Source organism: Streptomyces pseudoechinosporeus (genome assembly GCF_054783935.1).
The window spans coordinates 201762-218098 of record NZ_BAAGPS010000024.1 but is presented as its reverse complement, the minus strand read 5'-3'; the positions used below and the strand labels follow the sequence as shown (position 1 = coordinate 218098).

The 16337-nt window shown below is 71.9% G+C and carries 14 protein-coding genes; 5 read left to right on the top strand and 9 right to left on the bottom strand.

The genetic code is table 11. The features are described from left to right. Positions 1–4: 4 nt before the first annotated feature. Positions 5–1021 carry an LLM class flavin-dependent oxidoreductase gene (locus ACYVO6_RS26380; RefSeq protein ID WP_461065250.1) on the bottom strand — a complete coding sequence of 339 codons (1017 nt, stop codon included), beginning with the start codon at positions 1019–1021 and terminating at the stop codon, positions 5–7. A gap of 184 nt (positions 1022–1205) precedes the next feature. Here ACYVO6_RS26380 and ACYVO6_RS26375 point away from each other — a divergent pair, with 184 nt between their 5' ends. After that, a complete protein-coding gene (locus ACYVO6_RS26375) occupies positions 1206–3611 on the top strand; it encodes a SpoIIE family protein phosphatase (protein ID WP_461065248.1) in 2406 nt (801 codons plus the stop codon). Between the two features lie 451 nt (positions 3612–4062). After that, complete coding sequence (locus tag ACYVO6_RS26370; RefSeq protein WP_461065246.1) at positions 4063–4581, top strand: phosphatase domain-containing protein; 519 nt, start codon at positions 4063–4065, stop codon at positions 4579–4581. Between the two features lie 50 nt (positions 4582–4631). Here ACYVO6_RS26370 and ACYVO6_RS26365 read toward each other — a convergent pair whose 3' ends face one another. From ACYVO6_RS26365 to ACYVO6_RS26335, 7 genes are all read right to left on the bottom strand, one after another. Further along, positions 4632–4847, bottom strand: a complete 216-nt coding sequence (locus ACYVO6_RS26365; RefSeq protein WP_461065244.1) for a dodecin — start codon at positions 4845–4847, stop codon at positions 4632–4634. Positions 4848–4926: 79 nt separating this feature from the next. After that, the gene (egtD, locus tag ACYVO6_RS26360) at positions 4927–5889 is read right to left on the bottom strand and encodes an L-histidine N(alpha)-methyltransferase (RefSeq protein WP_461065242.1); all 963 of its coding nucleotides are present in this window, start codon (positions 5887–5889) and stop codon (positions 4927–4929) included. Then, positions 5886–6935, bottom strand: coding sequence for an ergothioneine biosynthesis protein EgtC (egtC, locus tag ACYVO6_RS26355; protein ID WP_461065240.1), 1050 nt, complete (start codon positions 6933–6935; stop codon positions 5886–5888). The genes egtD and egtC overlap by 4 nt, the downstream gene beginning before the upstream one ends. Next, complete coding sequence (gene egtB / locus ACYVO6_RS26350; RefSeq protein WP_461065238.1) at positions 6935–8263, bottom strand: ergothioneine biosynthesis protein EgtB; 1329 nt, start codon at positions 8261–8263, stop codon at positions 6935–6937. The genes egtC and egtB overlap by 1 nt, the downstream gene beginning before the upstream one ends. Further along, positions 8260–9621 carry an ergothioneine biosynthesis glutamate--cysteine ligase EgtA gene (gene egtA, locus ACYVO6_RS26345; protein WP_461065236.1) on the bottom strand — a complete coding sequence of 454 codons (1362 nt, stop codon included), beginning with the start codon at positions 9619–9621 and terminating at the stop codon, positions 8260–8262. The genes egtB and egtA overlap by 4 nt, the downstream gene beginning before the upstream one ends. A 354-nt stretch (positions 9622–9975) precedes the next feature. After that, a complete protein-coding gene (locus tag ACYVO6_RS26340) occupies positions 9976–10434 on the bottom strand; it encodes a type II toxin-antitoxin system PemK/MazF family toxin (protein ID WP_461065234.1) in 459 nt (152 codons plus the stop codon). Positions 10435–10481: 47 nt separating this feature from the next. Continuing rightward, on the bottom strand, positions 10482–11924 hold the full coding sequence (locus tag ACYVO6_RS26335; RefSeq protein ID WP_461065232.1) for an amidase: 1443 nt from the start codon (positions 11922–11924) through the stop codon (positions 10482–10484). A 180-nt stretch (positions 11925–12104) separates the two neighbouring features. On the opposite strand from ACYVO6_RS26335, the gene ACYVO6_RS26330 reads away from it, so the two are divergent. Further along, positions 12105–13139 carry a LacI family DNA-binding transcriptional regulator gene (locus tag ACYVO6_RS26330; protein ID WP_461065230.1) on the top strand — a complete coding sequence of 345 codons (1035 nt, stop codon included), beginning with the start codon at positions 12105–12107 and terminating at the stop codon, positions 13137–13139. Between the two features lie 27 nt (positions 13140–13166). After that, positions 13167–14351 (top strand): 4-hydroxybenzoate 3-monooxygenase, encoded by a 1185-nt coding sequence (locus ACYVO6_RS26325; protein ID WP_461065228.1) that lies wholly within the window; start codon positions 13167–13169, stop codon positions 14349–14351. Positions 14352–14361: 10 nt separating this feature from the next. On the opposite strand, the gene trxA is transcribed toward ACYVO6_RS26325, so the two are convergent. Then, a complete protein-coding gene (gene trxA, locus ACYVO6_RS26320; protein ID WP_461065226.1) occupies positions 14362–14739 on the bottom strand; it encodes a thioredoxin in 378 nt (125 codons plus the stop codon). 140 nt (positions 14740–14879) lie between these two features. On the opposite strand from trxA, the gene ACYVO6_RS26315 reads away from it, so the two are divergent. Further along, positions 14880–16313 (top strand): dihydrolipoyl dehydrogenase family protein, encoded by a 1434-nt coding sequence (locus ACYVO6_RS26315; protein WP_461065224.1) that lies wholly within the window; start codon positions 14880–14882, stop codon positions 16311–16313. Positions 16314–16337: the final 24 nt, after the last annotated feature.

Sequence of the window (16337 nt, the reverse complement as noted above, 5' to 3'; positions counted from 1 at the left end):
ATGCTTAGGCCCCGCCCGCGCCGCCCAGTCCTACGATCCGGGCCAGCCTCTCGTACGAGTCCAGGAGGGCGCCGCGGTCGTACGTACTGGTCGTGACCAGGACCTCGTCCGCGCCGGTCTCCTTGAGCACCGTCTCCAGCTCGTGGGCGACCTGCTCCTCGGTGCCGGCGATCTGACCCCTGAGCCCGGACTCGTACAAGCCGCGCTCCTTGTCGCTCATCCTCAGCGCCTCGACGCGCTCGGCGGGCGGCAGCGGCGGAAAGGTGCCGCGGGTGCGGGAGTGCGCCATCGACCAGGCCTCCGGGAGCAGCAGACGGCGGGCCTCCTCCGGTGTGCCCGCGACCGCGATCGTGCCGGAGATGACGACGTACGGCTCGCTCGCCCAGGCGGAGGGCCGGAACGTCGCGCGGTAGTGATCGATGCCGCGCCGCATCTTCTCGCGGCCGCGGAGGTCGCCGATGACCATCGGCAGGCCTGCCCGGGCGGCGATCGTGGCGCCCTCGCCCATGGCCAGCACGAACGGCGGCACGGTCAGACCCTCGGCCGGACGCGCGTGCACCCCCGTCGGGGAGGTGCCGCGGAACCAGCCCAGCAACTCGTCGAGCTGCCCCGCGAAATCGTCGGCGACGTCCTTGTCCCGGCCCAGCGCCTTCCGCACGCCGTCGGTGAAACCCACGGAGCGGCCCAGACCCATGTCGATACGTCCCGGGAACAGGGACTCGAGGACGCCGAACTGCTCGGCCACGACCAGGGGTTGGTGATTGGGCAGCATCACCCCGCCCGTGCCGACCCGGATCGTACGCGTCGCGGCGGCGACCGCGGCGGCCAGCACGGTCGGCGCGGAACCGGCGACTCCGGGCACGCCATGGTGTTCCGAAACCCATATCCGGTGGTAGCCGAGCCGCTCCAGCTCCTGGGCCAGCCGCACGGTGTCACGCAGCGCCTCGGGGCCGTCGTGCCCCTCCCGGGTGCGCGAGCGGTCGAGGACGGAGAAACGGGTCGCCGCGATCACTGAACTCACATGAACTTCAACGCCCGCGCCGCGCCAGGATTCCCGGCACGGGGAGGGCAGATGTCTCCGTAAGCCGCGTACCTGTCCCCGCGAGCCCGAGGAGAACAGGCGGTCCCGTTGAGTACGCCCTCCCATGGGGCCATGCTGAGGGCATGGCCGCGGGGTGTTCCCGTGGTGGGCGAGAGACGTGTTCATGGACCCAGACGTATTCGGCTCGGGGTGGGAAGCGACCGCCGTCGTGGACGGCGGGGGGCGGATTCTGGCCTGGAGCGAGGGCGCCCGGCGGCTGCTCGGTCACGACTCCGCGGACGCCGTGGGCCGTGACGCCCGGGAACTGCTGACCGCCGAGCTTCCGTACGCGGTCCGTGGCGCCTGCGCCTCCCGTACGGCGTGGAGCGGTGGCGCCGTGGTCCGCACCCGCGAGGGGCGGCGCCTCGAGCTGCTCGCCCACCTCCGCCCGCTGACCGGCGCCGACGACGACCCGCTGTGGATCGTCGCGGCCACCGCGGCCGACGAACCCGCCCCCGAGACCCTGAACCGCTGGGCGATCGAGCAGCTGCCCATCGCCGTGGTCGTGTGCGACGACGACGGCAGGATCGTACGCACCAATGAAGCCTTCACCGCCATGTCGGGAGCGACAGAGGACCAGCTTCGGGGCCGCGGCCTCGCCGAGCGGACCACCGGTGATCTCGTCGACGGCCTCGACGAGATCCCCCATCTGGCAGAAGAGGCCATGCGAACCGGAGACGTCGTCCGCCACCAGGCCTATGTGCGGACCCTGGGGACGAGACGCGAGCGCTCCTGGTCCTCCCTGCTGTTCCCGCTCAAGGACCCGCAGGGCCGCGCCCGGGGCGTTGCCGCCGCCGTGTACGACACCACCGAGCAGTACTGGGCGCGGCGACGGATGTCCGTGGTGAACGCGGCGAGCCTCAGCGTCGGAACCACCCTCGACGTCACGCGCACCGCCCAGGAACTCGCCGAGATCGGCATCGAGGGGTTCGCCGACTTCGTCCTCGTCGATCTGCTCGACGACCTCTTCCAGAACGTCGAGACGGACCTCACGCCGGGCGCGGGCCCGCTGGTCTTCCGCCGGTGCGCCCAGGCATCCGTACTGAGGGGCTGCCCGGAGGCCACCGTCGAGATCGGACAGCGGCACGTCTACGCCGCCGACTCACCACAGGCCAAAGCCCTCGCCGTCAGCCGTCCCTCCCAGCACCGGCTCGACAGCGCGAGCCTCCCGGCGTGGCTGACCGCGGATGCGGACCGTGCGCGCAGCGTCATCACCCAGGGGATCCATGCCCTGCTGGTCGTTCCGCTGCAGGCCCGGGGCGTGACGCTCGGGCTGGCCCAGTTCCATCGTCACCGCATTGCCGAGCCCTTCGACGACGAGGATCTGCTGCTGGCGCGGGAGATCGCGACCAGGGCGGCCCTGAGTATCGACAACGCCCGCCGCTACTCCCGTGAGCGGGCCACCGCGGTGACCCTCCAGCGCAGCCTGCTGCAGCGCGGCACGCCGGTGCAGTCCGCCGTGGACGTGGCCACCCGCTATCTGCCGGCCGGTACGCGCGCGGGGGTGGGCGGCGACTGGTTCGACGTGATCCCCCTGTCCGGTGCCCGGGTGGCGCTCGTGGTGGGCGACGTGGTCGGCCACGGGCTGCGGGCCTCGGCCACCATGGCGCAGTTGCGGACCGCGGTGCGTACGCTGGCCGATGTCGACCTGCGGCCGGACGAGTTGCTCACGCAGCTCGACGACGTGGTGATCCGGCTGGCCCGCGAGGAGCCCAGCGCACCCGGCTCCGTCGCCGAGGCCCGGCCGGTCGGGGAGTTGAGCGCCACCTGCCTGTACGCGGTGTACGACCCCGTGTCCCGGAGCTGCTCGCTCGCCAGCGCGGGGCATGTGCTGCCCGCCGTGGTGACGCCCGACGGCACGGTCGCCTTTCCGGACCTGCCCGTCGGCCCGCCGCTCGGCCTCGGCGGACTGCCCTTCGAGATCTCGGAGTTCGAGCTTGCGGAAGGCAGCCTGCTCGCCCTCTACACCGACGGACTGATCGAGGCGAGGGACCGGAACATCGACACCGGCCTCGCCCTCATGGGCCGGGTGCTCGGGCAACCCGTCCGCTCCTTGGAGAAGTTGTGCGACGACCTGCTGGACGAGCTGCTGTCCGGCCGTCCCGTGGACGACGTCGCCATCCTGCTGGCCAGGACCCGTGTCCTCGACACCACCCGAGTGGCGACCTGGGACCTGCCGAACAATCCGCAGATCGTCGCCGAGGCCCGCAAGTTCGCGTCCGCTCAACTCGCCGCCTGGGGACTGGAAGAGGCCGTGTTCACCACGGAACTGGTGGTCAGCGAACTCGTCACCAACGCCATCCGCTACGGCGGCGACCCCATAAGGCTCCGCCTGATCCGGGATGCGGTCCTCATCTGCGAGGTCTCCGACGGCAGCAACACCGCACCCCATCTGCGCCGTGCCCGCGTCTTCGACGAGGGCGGCCGGGGCCTCCTTCTTGTTGCGCAGCTCACCGAAAGCTGGGGCACCCGCCAGACGCCGTTCGGCAAGATCATCTGGGCGGAGTTGAGCGTGGCCCCTGAGCTTTGAGGGGACTCCTAGGGGCTGCGCCCCTGAGCCCCCCAAGGGGGGCGGGGGTAACAGGTCGTGTTTTGACTGCGGCGTCGTCGTGGCTGGTCGCGCCGTTCCCCGCGGGGTGCCTCCGGCGGTGGGGCGGCTGCGGGTTCGTGGTGGTTGCTCGCGCCGTTCCCCGCGCCCCTGGGTGCGTGGTGGGTGCGGGGCCGTGGGCCGGTGCGTCAGCCCGTCGCAGGCCGGGCATACGACCCTGGGCTGGTAGACGGTCCTGGTTCTCCGAGACCGAACCTACGCGACGGGCATACGACGCACCGGCCCACGACCCCTCCCGCCGGTGGGAGGGTGCGGGCACGTTGGGGCCGGCGGCTCCGGGTGCGCCCCTTCAGGGGCGCGGGGAACTGCGCGACCAGCCATACAGCCCGCAGCTTTGAACCGGCATTTCCAGCCGAGCTCTAGTCTTGTCGGCGTGACAGACAACAACCGCAGGCCTCCCACCGGTTCGGGCCAGGCGCAGCCACTCGCCGTGTTCGACCTCGACAACACGCTCTCCGACACCGCGCACCGGCAGCGCTTCCTGGAGCGCAGGCCGCGGGACTGGGACGCCTTCTTCGCGGCGGCGCCGCATGATCCGCCGCTCGCGGAAGGGGTGGCGTTGGTGCTGGCGCACGCCGAGGAGTGCGAGGTCGTCTATCTGACCGGGCGGCCCGAGCGGTGCCGGGTGGACACGGCGGACTGGCTCGCCACGCAGGGACTGCCCGAGGGCCGTATCTGGATGCGGCGCGACAACGACCGCCGGCCCGCCCGGCGTACCAAGCTGGAGATCCTCCGCGGGCTCGCCCGGAACCGCGAGGTCCGGGTGCTTGTGGACGACGACGAGTTGGTGTGCGAGGACGCCGAGCGGGTCGGCTTCACGGTCGTACGGGCGCGCTGGGCGACCCCGTCCGCGGCGCTGAAAGTGGCGCAGGAGCGAGAGGGACGCACCTGAGCCGGTCCGGCTGCTGAAGGAGGGCGGGACCGGGAGGGGTCACTCCCAGGTCACTCCCCCTCCTCCAGCCGGAAGCCCACCTTCAGACCGACCTGGTAGTGCTCGATCTGCCCGTTCTCGATCTGGCCGCGGACCTCCGTGACCTCGAACCAGTCCAGGTGGCGCAGGGTTTGGGAGGCCCTGGCGATCCCGTTGCGGATCGCCTGGTCGACGCCGTCGGGTGAGGTGCCGACGATCTCGGTGACCCGGTACGTGTGATCAGTCATGCGGGTGCTCCTCTCCGCGGTGGCGGGTGTGCCACGCGTCATTCCCACCGTGCCGTACGAGGCGGAGGACCGCGACCCGTCACCGGGCCATGCTCAGCGACAGCGCGAACCGTCCCTCCTCGTCCGTCCACCAGTGCGTCATCTCCAGCCCGGCCGCGGCCATTTCACCGCGTACGCCCTCCTCGCGGAACTTCGCCGACACCTCGGTCCGCAGCTCCTCACCGGCCGCGAAGTCGACGGCGAGATCGAGCACGGGGATCTTCACGGTCAGCGGTGAACGCGCGCGCAGCCGCATCTCGATCCACTCCTGCTCGGCGTCCCAGAGGGCGACATGGGCGAAGTCGGCGGGGTCGAAGTCGGCGCCGAGTTCGCGATTGACGACGGAGAGGACGTTCTTGTTGAACGCCGCCGTCACTCCCGCCGCGTCGTCGTAAGCGTCGACCAGTACGGACTCGTCCTTCACCAGGTCGGTGCCGAGCAGCAGGGCGTCGCCGGGGGAGAGGAGGGCGCGTACGGATGCCAGGAATGTGGCCCGTTCGGCGGGCAGCAAGTTGCCGATCGTGCCGCCCAGGAACGCGACGAGCCGCGGCCCGGGTGTGCCGGGCAAGGTGAGGCCGCCGGTGAAGTCGGCGATCAGCGCGTGGACGGCAAGCGACGGGTGCTCGGCGATCAGCGCCTGTCCGGCCTGCGTGAGCGCGCTCTCGCTCACGTCGACCGGCACGTACGTGTGCAGACCGGGCAGCGCGTCGAGCAGATGCCGGGTCTTGTCGGAGGAACCGGAACCCAGCTCGACCAGGGTGCGCGCCCCGGTCGCGTCGGCGATCTCGGCAGCGCGGGCGACGAGGATCTCGCGCTCCGCGCGCGTGGGGTAGTACTCGGGCAGTTCGGTGATCTTCTCGAAGAGCTCGCTGCCATGGGCGTCGTAGAACCACTTCGGCGGCAGGGTCTTGGGCGTACGGGTCAGGCCGTGCAGGACGTCGGCGCGCAGTGCGGCTTCGGTGGCGTCCTCGGGCAGGGTGCGGGTGACCAGGAACGGGCTCACGTACTGGGCTCCTTGTGCGATGGGGGTCCCCCCGCTCGAGCGGAGCCGAGAGTGGGGGAGGATGCCAGGCGTTCTGCCATGGGTTCGTCGACGTCCTTGAGTGGTGTGAGCAGGACATCGGTGCGGCTCGCGGCCAGCAGGGTGCGGTCGGGCACTTCCTGCCAGTGCGGATCGTCGTCGTACGGCTCGGAGGCCACGACGGTGCGTCGGCCGGGTTCGGTGAGATACCAGAGGGTGTCGCCCCAGGCGGTCGCGGCGATCGTCTCGCCATTGGTGAGCAGGAGGTTGAGCCGCGAGCCGGGGGCGGCGGCCGCGATGTCCAGGACCGTGTCGGCGAGCGCCTGCCCCGCCTCGAGTTGTTTGGTTCGCCTCCGGGGCGCTACAGCCGGTGTCGAGGCCGCGACCGTGCTCAGCCTTTCGGGCCTCCACGCTCCCCCACTCTCGGCTTCTCCCCCACTCTCGGCTTCGCTCGAGCGGGGGGACCCCCATGCGCGGGGGGACCCCCATGCGCGGGGAGACCCCCATGCCCCCTCGACACCGGCGCGCCCCTCCGGCTCACTAGCGTCGCCGGCGCGCAGCCGGTTCAGGATCAGGGCCCAGACGAGGGCCGAGTCGCAGCGTGCCTCCAGTGACAGCAGTTCGGCGGGCGGCAGGGTCTGCGCGAGCGGGGCCAGGGAGCGCGGCCAGCCGCTGATCGCGCCGTTGTGGCTGAACAGCCAGGGGCCCGCGGAGTACGGGGCCGCCGCGGCCTCCCCGTCGGCGCCCGCCACGGTCGCGTCGCGCACCGCGGCGAGCAGCGCGCCCGAGCGCACCACCCGCGCCAGGTCGGCGAAGGACTGGTCGCCCCAGATGGGGCCCGTACGCCGGTAGCGCCCGGGCACCGGATCCCCTTCGGCGTACCAACCGACCCCGAAACCATCGGCGTTGACGGTCCCGTGCCGCTGCCTGCGCGGTGCCCACGACTGGCGGAACAGACTGTGCGCCGGTTCCACGAGGAGTCGGCCGAGCGGCTCCTCGGGTCCCAGGTAGGCGAGGTGACGGCACATCAGGCGGTCTCCGCGGCGGCGTCGCGTGCGGTACGGAACCCGGAGAAGATCTGCCGCCGGATCGGATAGTCCCAGTTGCGGAACGTCCCCCGGCAGGCCACCGGGTCGACCGCGAACGAGCCGCCGCGCAGCACCTTGTGCTCCGGCCCGAAGAACACCTCCGAGTACTCCTTGTACGGGAAGGCCGTGAACCCCGGATACGGCAGGAAGTCGCTCGCCGTCCACTCCCACACGTCACCGATCAACTGCCGTACGCCTAGCGGTGATTCACCCGCCGGATAGCTCCCGGCGGGGGCGGGCCGCAGATGTCGCTGGCCGAGGTTGGCGTGCTCGGGCGTCGGGTCGGCGTCGCCCCACGGGTAGCGCGTGGAGCGGTCGGCCGCCGGGTCGTGCCGGGCCGCCTTCTCCCACTCGGTCTCGGTGGGCAGCCGCCGCCCGGCCCAGCGTGCGTAGGCGTCCGCCTCGTACCAGCTGACGTGCAGCACCGGCTCGTCGGGCGGTACGACCTCGGTGACGCCGAAGCGCCGGCGCAGCCACTGACCACCCTCGCGGTGCCAGAACAGCGGCGCCTCGATGGAGTGCGTACGGATGTGGGTCCAGCCGTCGGGGGCCCACCAGCGCGGGTCGCCGTAGCCGCCGTCCGCGATGAACGCCTGGTACGCGGCGTTCGTCACCGGCGTGGTGTCGATGAAGAACGGCGGTACGAGACGCTGGTGCGCGGGCCGCTCGTTGTCCAGCGCCCAGGGCTCGGCCGAGGTGCCCATCGTGAACGGGCCGCCGGGGACCAGGACTTCGGCCGGTCCGGTGAACGGCGGCGCGGGCGCGGGATCCGGCGCCGTGAGAGCTGCGGGCCCCTTGCGCAGCTGATGGGTGATCAGCATGGTCTCGTCGTGCTGCTGTTCGTGCTGCGCGATCATGCCGAAGGCGAAGCCCGCCTCGGTCAGCGGCGTACCGCGGAAGCGAGAGCTCTCCAGGACGTCCAGCGCCCGACCGCGCACCTCGGCGGCATAGCGGCGTGCCTCGTCCGGCGGCAGCAGCGGTAGGGAGGGCCGTTCGGCGCGCGGGTGCTCGAACGCGTCGTACAGTCCGTCGATCTCGGGGCGCATCGCGTCACGTCCCGCGACCTCCCGCAGCAGCCACATCTCCTCCTGGTTGCCGATGTGTGCGAGGTCCCAGACCAGCGGGGACATCAACGGCGAGTGCTGCGCGGTGAGATCGGGATCCTCCACGCACGAGGTCAGCAGCGCGGTGCGGTCGCGGGCCGTGGTCAGCGCCGCCAGGGCGCGCTCCCTGAGCGTCTCCGGGTCGGTGAGGTCGGGGGCGGTCATGTGCGGATGTCCTTCCCGTGGTGCGGGTGTTGCGTGCCGTGGGCGCGGTCGATCAGGGCGGTGGCGTCCAGGTCGATGGTCTCCAGTTCGGTGGCGTGTAAGTCGGCGGCGTCGAGCAGGTCGTCGGCCGGGCAGCGGCCCCGGGCCACGTAGCGGTCGGTGAACTGCGCGACGGCTTCCTGGACTTCGGCGGTGGCACCGAGCCGGGGCAGGGCCTCGGCCGCCGCCGCGAAACAGGTGACCGCCGCCTCGCGCAGCTCCGGATCGGCAAGGCCCGACCGGGCTGCCGCGACCCACAGCGGATTGCGCGGAGCGGCCAGCGAATCGGCCCGCTCCGCAAGGGGTTTGACAGTCCGATAGGCGGTCTCGGCGGCCTCCGCGTCGTCGAACAGCGCCGCCGCCACGGCGAGTGGCACGATCCATCCGTCGTCGCCCGGCTGCGCGTCGATCATGCGGAGCTCCAGATGGCCACGCGGACGGACCGGCGGGAACAGGGTCGTCAGGTGGTAGTCGAGATCCTCCCGGCCCGGCGGCGCGCCGGACCGGGTCCACGCCCGGAAACTCAGGCCGTCCGGTACGTCCCAGGCGTCGCCGTCCCGTCCCCGTACGCACATCACCGGCGCGTCGAGCACATGCCGTGCCCAGGCCGTCCGCGGATCGCCGTCGAGGGGCGGAGCACTCGAGCGCCCCGGCTCCATCGCGGTCCACAGGGACTGCCGGGACGAGCGCCAGCCGGTGTGCCGCCCCCGGGCCAGCGGCGAGTGGGCGAAGGCGGCCACCAGGACCGCGCCCAACTGGTGCGCAAGCCACCAGCGCCGTCCGTGCCCGAGGGGGCCCGGCTCCTCGTACCCGGCGTCCAGACACACCTGGACGGAGGCCGAGCTGCACATCATGGCGCGGCCCTCGGGGCCCGTACGGTCGAGGTATCTCTCCATGGCGTCATAGCGCGGCTCATGGAGGAAACGGGTGGGCGGGTGCCAGGGATCCTGGCCTACTCCGGTGAGGCCGAGGCCGGCCTCACGCAGTACCGCGCGTACGGCGTCGAGGTCGGCGGAGACGGACCCGATGCACTCCATCAGGGAGGCGGCGGCGGGGGAGCTGAGCTCCAGCTGGCCGCCGGGTTCGACGGTGAGCGTCGACCGTAAGGGCAGGGTCCGCAGTGCGGCGTACGCCGCTTCGAGTCGTTCGGGTCTTACGGGGAGCCGCGGGAGGTGCAGCTCGCGGATGAACCATTCCACTTCGACACCGAGGAAACGGGGTGGCCCGGTCTTGAAGCAGATGCCCCGGACCAGGGCCTCCACTTCGGCCTCGGTGACGGCGGAGCGGCGCTCCGCACAGTCACTTTCCGAATCGGACATGTCGGGATCCTCCTGAGATTCCACCATGCCGCCGGCCCGGTGTCGGATGGGCCGGCCCGGCAATCACACCCGTCCACCCAAGACGCTCACGCCGCTTCGCACAAGAGTGCGTATCGACGTTCTTGGGGCCGGGTAACTCTGTTGCGACGCAGTACAAGGATCGCTCACGATGCGTTCATGAGCACGACGGGGGAGATCTCGGGGGCGTGGTCATGGCGCGTACAGGGGTGGCGCCATGGGCGCGCCTGCGTGGCGTCCCCCGCGGCGCGTAGAGGTTGCGCGGGGGCGAGAAAACGACCGAGCCCTCGCGCCCGCGCCCGGCGCGCTACGGGAGCCGAGAGTCGAGAGCCGAGCTCAGCGCCAGCCGTAGCGCTCCCGCAACCGGTGCACCACGGAGTTGAAGCGCATCCGGTCCAGCGCGCACGCCTCGCGGCGCATCCCCTTCTCGTGCAGCCGCAGCACCCGGTCCACGGCCACCCACGAGTCGCGCCCCGAGCGGTCCCACGGCCCGCTGCCGATCGGCACCCACTCCCGGTCCCCGTCGTGCCGCTTGCTCGACAGCTGTACGGCGAGGAACGTACCGGCGGCCTCGCGGGCGACCACGAGCACGGGGCGGTCCTTGCCCCGGCCGTCGTTCTCCTCGAAGGGCACCCACGTCCAGACGATCTCGCCGGGGTCCGGGTCGCCGTCGTGCGCGGGCGAGTACTCCGTACGGACCCGGCCCACCTCGCGGGGCTCGGCCTCGGTGGTCGCCGACGGACCGTAGCGGCCCGGGACGTCGGAAGCTTGGGCGTCATCGGTGAAGGCAGTCATCCGGGTCACGGTAGAGGCTGCCCGTCCCCACCCGCCGAGCGGGGCGCCTACGAAGCGGCGGGCGGCCTGAACTCCCGTACAGCGCCGTCGAATTCAAGTGTCGGCCACTGCTCGTACCACCGCAGGTCCGCCTCCAGCTGCGCGGCCAGCGACACGAGGAGCGGTTCGCTGTTCGCCGGGCCGAGGAGCTGCGCGCCCACGGGCAGAGCGTTGTCGACGAAGCCCGCGGGGACGTTCACGCCGGGCCAGCCCAGCACGTTCCACGGCCAGGCGTAGGGGCAGGCGGCGATCATGGCGCGGTCGGTGCCCAGGCCGTTCAGCTGCGCGAGGGCACCGATCCGAGGCGGGGGAGCGGCTGTCGTCGGCGCGAGGACCACGTCGTACGTCTCGAAGAGCGCGCCGATACGCCGGTGCAGCATCGCTTCCGCACGCCGCGCCAGCCGCAGCGGAGCCCCGCCGAGCAGCCGGCCCACGCGGGCCGCCTCGCGCGTGCGCCGGTCGAGCAGATGGGGGTGGGGTGCCTCGCGGACCCGCTCGGCGATCCCGGCGGTGGCGCGCGGGACGAACGTCAACCCGATCTGCCCGTACGGCGGATCGGCCTCCTCGACCTCGTGCCCGAGCGCGGCCAGCCGCTCCGCGAGCGCGACGACCCGCGCCCGTACGTCGGGCCGCAGCCGCGCGGGCAACGCCGTGAACGGCGGCTTCAGCGAGAGCGCGATCCGCAGCCGGCCCGGCTCCCGGCCCAGCGCCTCCGACACGGACAGCGCGGGCGGCCGGTGCAGATCGCGTGCGTGACTGCCGCTCGCCGCGTCCAGGAGCAGCGCGGCGTCCTCGACGGTGCGGGCCAGCGTCCCGTTCACAGTGATCCCCTGGAAGGACTCCGCGCGCGGCCAGGTCGAGATCCGGCCCCGCTGCGGCTTGATCCCGATCAGGTGTGTCCACGAGGCCGGGATCCGTACCGAACCCGCGCCGTCCGAGCCCAGCGCGGCCGGCACCAGTCCCGCCGCGACCGCCGCCGCCGAACCGCCGGACGAGCCGCCCGGCGTGTGCCCGGTGTGCCACGGGTTGCGGGTCTCACCGAAGGCGGGCCCTTCGGTGAACGGCCACTGCCCGAACTCGCAGGTGTTCGTCTTGCCCACGACGATCGCCCCGGCCGCCCGCAGCCTGCGTACCGCCTCGCCGTCCTCGGCCACCGGCTCGAACTCCCCGCGGCAGCCGAACGCCGTCGGCTCGCCCGCCACGTCCATGTCGTCCTTCACCGCCACCGGCACCCCGAGCAACGGCCGCCGCACCCCCGCCGCCAGCTCCTTGTCCGCCGCCTCCGCCTCGGCGAGCGCCGCCTCGGCCCGCACCAGCCGGAACGCGTTCAACGTGCCCTGCGTCGCCTCGATCCTGGCCAGCGCCTCCTCGACCAGCACCCGCGACGACACCTCGCCCTCGGCAAGGGCACGAGCGCACTGAGCCAGCCCTGGGGCACGGTCGGGAGCCATAACCTGACACCTCCGGAAGCACATTGATTACCGAACGGTAACCTCCGGGCGTGCTTTCCGGTACAGGATGCGCAACTTCCCTCGTACACCAGCGGATTCCGTACGCGCTGCCGCGCCCCAGAGGCGAACCGAGACCCACAACAGGCGCCACGGAGGGCTTCTGGAAAGATGCGATACGTCATGGTGCAGATACCGGAACAGCCCGCCCCGCCCCTGCCCGCGCAGCGCTCCGTGCCGACGAGCGCCGACGTTGCCCGCCTGGCGGGAGTCTCACGCGCGACCGTCTCCTACGTCCTCAACAATGCGAGCGCCGTACGGATCAGCGAGCCCACGCGCCGCCGCGTCCACCAGGCGGCCAGGGACCTCGGATACGTCCCGCACGCCGCTGCCCGTAGCCTGCGCGCCGGGCACAGCCGCATGGTGCTGATGCCCGCGCCGACCGTGCCGGCGGGCCCGCTCTACAGCCAGTTCTTCAACGAACTCCAGTGGGCGCTCAGCCGCCTCGACTACACCGTCGTGCAGTACGGCAGTGTCGGCCTCCAGGGCGACGAGGCGGCCCGCGCCTGGGCGGAGCTGCGACCGGTCGCCGTCCTGGTGCCCGGCAGCGGACTCGGCCCGCAGGGCGTCGCCGTCCTCAAACGCTCCGGCGCCCGCGCCGTCCTCACGCTCGGACCCGAGCGCGTCGAGGGCGCCCACGCGCTGCTCATGGACCACAGCGTCGTCGGCCGCTGCGCGGGAGCACATCTGCTGGCCCGGGGCCGCCGCCGCGTCGGCGTCCTGATGCCCGAGGACCCCGGCCTGGAGCTCTTCGCCAAGCCCCGGCTCGAAGGCGTACGCCAGGCGCTGCACGGGAAGGACGCCACGGTGACCGAGGTGCCGCTGGCCTACGAGGAGGAGGCCGCGGCCCAACTCGCCAAGGGCTGGAGCTCCCTGGGCCTGGACGCCGTGTTCGCGTACAACGACGAGTACGCCATGCTCCTGATGAGCGCCCTGAAGGACGAGGGCATCCGCATCCCGGACGACACGGCCGTCATCGGCGCCGACGACCTGATGCTCGGCCGGCTGCTGCGTCCGCGCCTGAGCACCGTCCATATCGAGCTTCCGTCCGGACAGGAGCTCGCCGAACTGGTCGACCGCGCGGTGCGTGACGCCGGCGTCACGCCCGAAACGCACGAGGTACTGGGAGCGACCGTCGTACACCGTGCATCCACCTGACAACTCGCGTACGTGGGAGGCGTGTTCATGCGGACCACGATCGGCATCATCGGCGGCGGCCCCGCCGGCCTGCTGCTCGCCCGGCTGCTGCACCGGGCAGGTCTTGACTGTGTCGTCCTGGAGAGCAGAACACGCGCGTACGTCGAGCAGCGCCAGCGGGCCGGAATGCTGGAGCAGGGCACGGTGGACGCGCTGCGCGAGTGCGGCGCCGCCGACCGGCTGGAGGTCGACGGCCTGGTCCACAACGGCATCGAGCTGCGCTTCGACCGCGAGCGGCACCACATCGACTTCCCGGTCCTCACCGGCGGCCGCACCGTCACGATCTACGCCCAGACGGAGATCGTGAAGGACCTCATCGCGCTCCAACTCGCCGACGGCCCCCAGCTGTTGTTCGAGGCGGAGGCGGTCGCGGTCGAGGGGCCGGAGAGCGACACACCCGTCGTACGCTTCGTACGTCAGGGCCGTGAACAGACGCTCACCTGCGACTGGGTGATCGGCTGCGACGGCTTCCACGGCATCTCTCGCGACACGTTCCCGCCCGCCGTGAGCCGCACGTACGAGCACGACTACCCGTACTCCTGGCTCGGCGTCCTGGCCGATGTGCCGCCCTCCTGCGAGGAGTTGATCTACGCGCGCGGCGAGGGAGGCTTCGCGCTGCACAGCATGCGCTCGCCCTCCCTCTCGCGGCTGTATCTCCAGGTCCCCAACGGCACGTCTCCGGACGACTGGCCGGACGAGCGCATCTGGGACGAGCTGTCCGCCCGCTTCGCGATCGACGCCGACTGGCACCTGGAGCGCGGGCCGATCACCTCCAAGTCCGTTACTTCGATGAGGAGTTACGTCCACGAGCCGATGCGCCACGGACGGCTGCTGCTCGCCGGGGACGCCGCCCACATCGTGCCGCCGACCGGTGCGAAGGGGCTCAACCTCGCGGTGTCCGACGTACGCGTCCTCGCCCGCGCCCTGATCGAGCTGCACCGCACCGGCTCGGCTCAACTCCTCGACCGCTACTCGGAGTTGTGCCTGGACCGGGTATGGCAGGCGACACGTTTCTCGTACGACATGACCCGGATGCTGCACGCCGACCCGGACGGGGACGCCTTCGAACACCGGCTGCAACTCGCAAGGTTGCGCCGGATCACGGCGTCCCGCCCCGCGGCCGCGGAACTGGCCGCGAACTACACGGGGCTGCCGCTGCCTCTGCCGCTGTGAGCCGGCCCGGTCACTGCTCCGGCTGGGCCTGCTGCTCCTCGATGGACTTGCGGACCTCGTCCATGTCCAGCTTCCGGGCCTGGCCGATGACGTCCGTCAGCGCGGCCTCGGGCAGCGCCCCGGGCTGGGCGAAGATCGCCACCTGGTCGCGGACGATCATCAGCGTCGGAATCGACTGGATGTTGAAGGCCTGGGCCAGTTCCGGCTGCGCCTCGGTGTCCACCTTGCCGAAGACCAGGTCGGGGTTGGCCTCCGCGGCCTTCTCGTAGACGGGCGCGAACTGCCGGCAGGGCCCGCACCAGGACGCCCAGAAGTCGATCAGGACGAATTCGTTGTCCGTGACCATCTGGTCGAAGTTGTCCTTGGTGAGCTCCACGGTGCTGCTCATGGCGTTGATTCCCACTTCCTGGTTTCGGGGCGTGGCCGCTGTGCACAACGGTGCCTGTCGGTGACGTATTCCGCGCGCGTACCCGTGTGGCTTCAGCGCACACCACCCACCAGACTGAGTCCATGAACCAGACTGGGCCCATGACGGAAACGGAAACCATCGCGTACGACGTCGTGGTGCTCGGGGCCGGCCCCGTGGGGGAGAACGTCGCCGACCGCACGCGCGCGGCCGGTCTCTCCACGGCGGTCGTGGAGAGCGAACTGGTCGGCGGCGAATGCTCGTACTGGGCCTGCATGCCCAGCAAGGCCCTGCTGCGCCCGGTGATCGCCCGGGCCGACGCGCGCAGGGTGCCCGGCCTGCGGCAGTCCGTGCAGGGCCCCCTCGACGCCGCCGCGGTCCTCGCCCACCGGGACTACTACACCTCCCACTGGAAGGACGACGGCCAGATCGCATGGCTGGACAGCATCGGCGCCGACTTCTACCGCGGGCACGGGCGGCTCGCCGGGCCGCGCCGGGTCACGGTCACCGGACCCGGGGGTGAGCAGCATGTGCTCACCGCCCGGCACGCCGTGGCCGTCTGCACCGGCAGCCGTGCCGTCGTGCCCGAACTGCCGGGAATCGCCGGGGTGAAGCCGTGGACGAGCCGTGAGGCGACCAGTGCGCAGGCGGTGCCGGGCCGTCTTGTGGTCGTCGGCGGCGGTGTCGTCGGCGTCGAGATGGCCACCGCCTGGCAGGCACTCGGCTCCCAGGTCACGGTCCTCGTCCGCGGCAAGGGCCTGCTGCCCCGTATGGAGCCCTTCGCCGGTGAACTCGTCGCCGAGGCGCTGATCGAGGCGGGCGCGGATGTACGGACCGGCACGTCGGTGGAGTCGGTGACGCGGGACGGCATGACGGTCGTGGTCGTGACGGACAAGGGCGACCGTATCGAGGCCGACGAGATCCTCTTCGCCACCGGCCGCGCTCCGCGCACCGACGACGTCGGCCTGGACACGGTCGGTCTGGAGCCCGGCTCCTGGCTCCCGGTCGACGACAGCTGCCGGGTGACGGGCAGCGAGTGGCTGTACGGGGTGGGTGACGTCAACCGCCGTGCGCTGCTGACCCATCAGGGCAAGTACCAGGCCCGTATCGCGGGCGCCGCGATCGCCGCGCGTGCCGCCGGTGTCCCCCTCCTGGAGTCCGACTCCTGGGGCGCCCACGCGGCGACCGCCGACCACGCCGCCGTCCCCCAGGTCGTCTTCACCGACCCGGAGGCAGCCGCGGTCGGCCTCTCCCTCGCCGAGGCCGAACAGGCCGGTCACCGCGTCCGCGCGGTCGACATCGACCTCGCATCCGTAGCGGGCGCCGGCCTCTACGCCGACGGCTACCGCGGCCGGGCCCGCATGATCGTCGACCTCGACACCGAAACTCTCCGCGGTGTCACCTTCGTCGGTCCCGGCGTCGGCGAACTCCTCCACTCGGCGACGATCGCGGTGGCCGGAGAGGTACCGGTGGACCGGCTCTGGCACGCGGTGCCGGCTTACCCGACGGTGAGCGAGGTGTGGCTGCGGTTGCTGGAGGCGTATCGGGACGCGTAGTCGCGCCAGGGGGGTGCCGCCGGT

Bases quoted from the DNA above. Each gene is read 5' to 3' on its own strand.
- ACYVO6_RS26375 (WP_461065248.1), top strand. From the start codon at position 1,206: ATGGACCCAGACGTATTCGGCTCGGGGTGGGAAGCGACCGCCGTCGTG.
- ACYVO6_RS26365 (WP_461065244.1), bottom strand. From the start codon at position 4,847: ATGACTGATCACACGTACCGGGTCACCGAGATCGTCGGCACCTCACCC.
- egtC (WP_461065240.1), bottom strand. From the start codon at position 6,935: ATGTGCCGTCACCTCGCCTACCTGGGACCCGAGGAGCCGCTCGGCCGA.
- egtB (WP_461065238.1), bottom strand. From the start codon at position 8,263: ATGACCGCCCCCGACCTCACCGACCCGGAGACGCTCAGGGAGCGCGCC.
- egtA (WP_461065236.1), bottom strand. From the start codon at position 9,621: ATGTCCGATTCGGAAAGTGACTGTGCGGAGCGCCGCTCCGCCGTCACC.
- ACYVO6_RS26340 (WP_461065234.1), bottom strand. From the start codon at position 10,434: ATGACTGCCTTCACCGATGACGCCCAAGCTTCCGACGTCCCGGGCCGC.
- ACYVO6_RS26335 (WP_461065232.1), bottom strand. From the start codon at position 11,924: ATGGCTCCCGACCGTGCCCCAGGGCTGGCTCAGTGCGCTCGTGCCCTT.
- ACYVO6_RS26330 (WP_461065230.1), top strand. From the start codon at position 12,105: ATGGTGCAGATACCGGAACAGCCCGCCCCGCCCCTGCCCGCGCAGCGC.
- ACYVO6_RS26325 (WP_461065228.1), top strand. From the start codon at position 13,167: ATGCGGACCACGATCGGCATCATCGGCGGCGGCCCCGCCGGCCTGCTG.
- trxA (WP_461065226.1), bottom strand. From the start codon at position 14,739: ATGAGCAGCACCGTGGAGCTCACCAAGGACAACTTCGACCAGATGGTC.
- ACYVO6_RS26315 (WP_461065224.1), top strand. From the start codon at position 14,880: ATGACGGAAACGGAAACCATCGCGTACGACGTCGTGGTGCTCGGGGCC.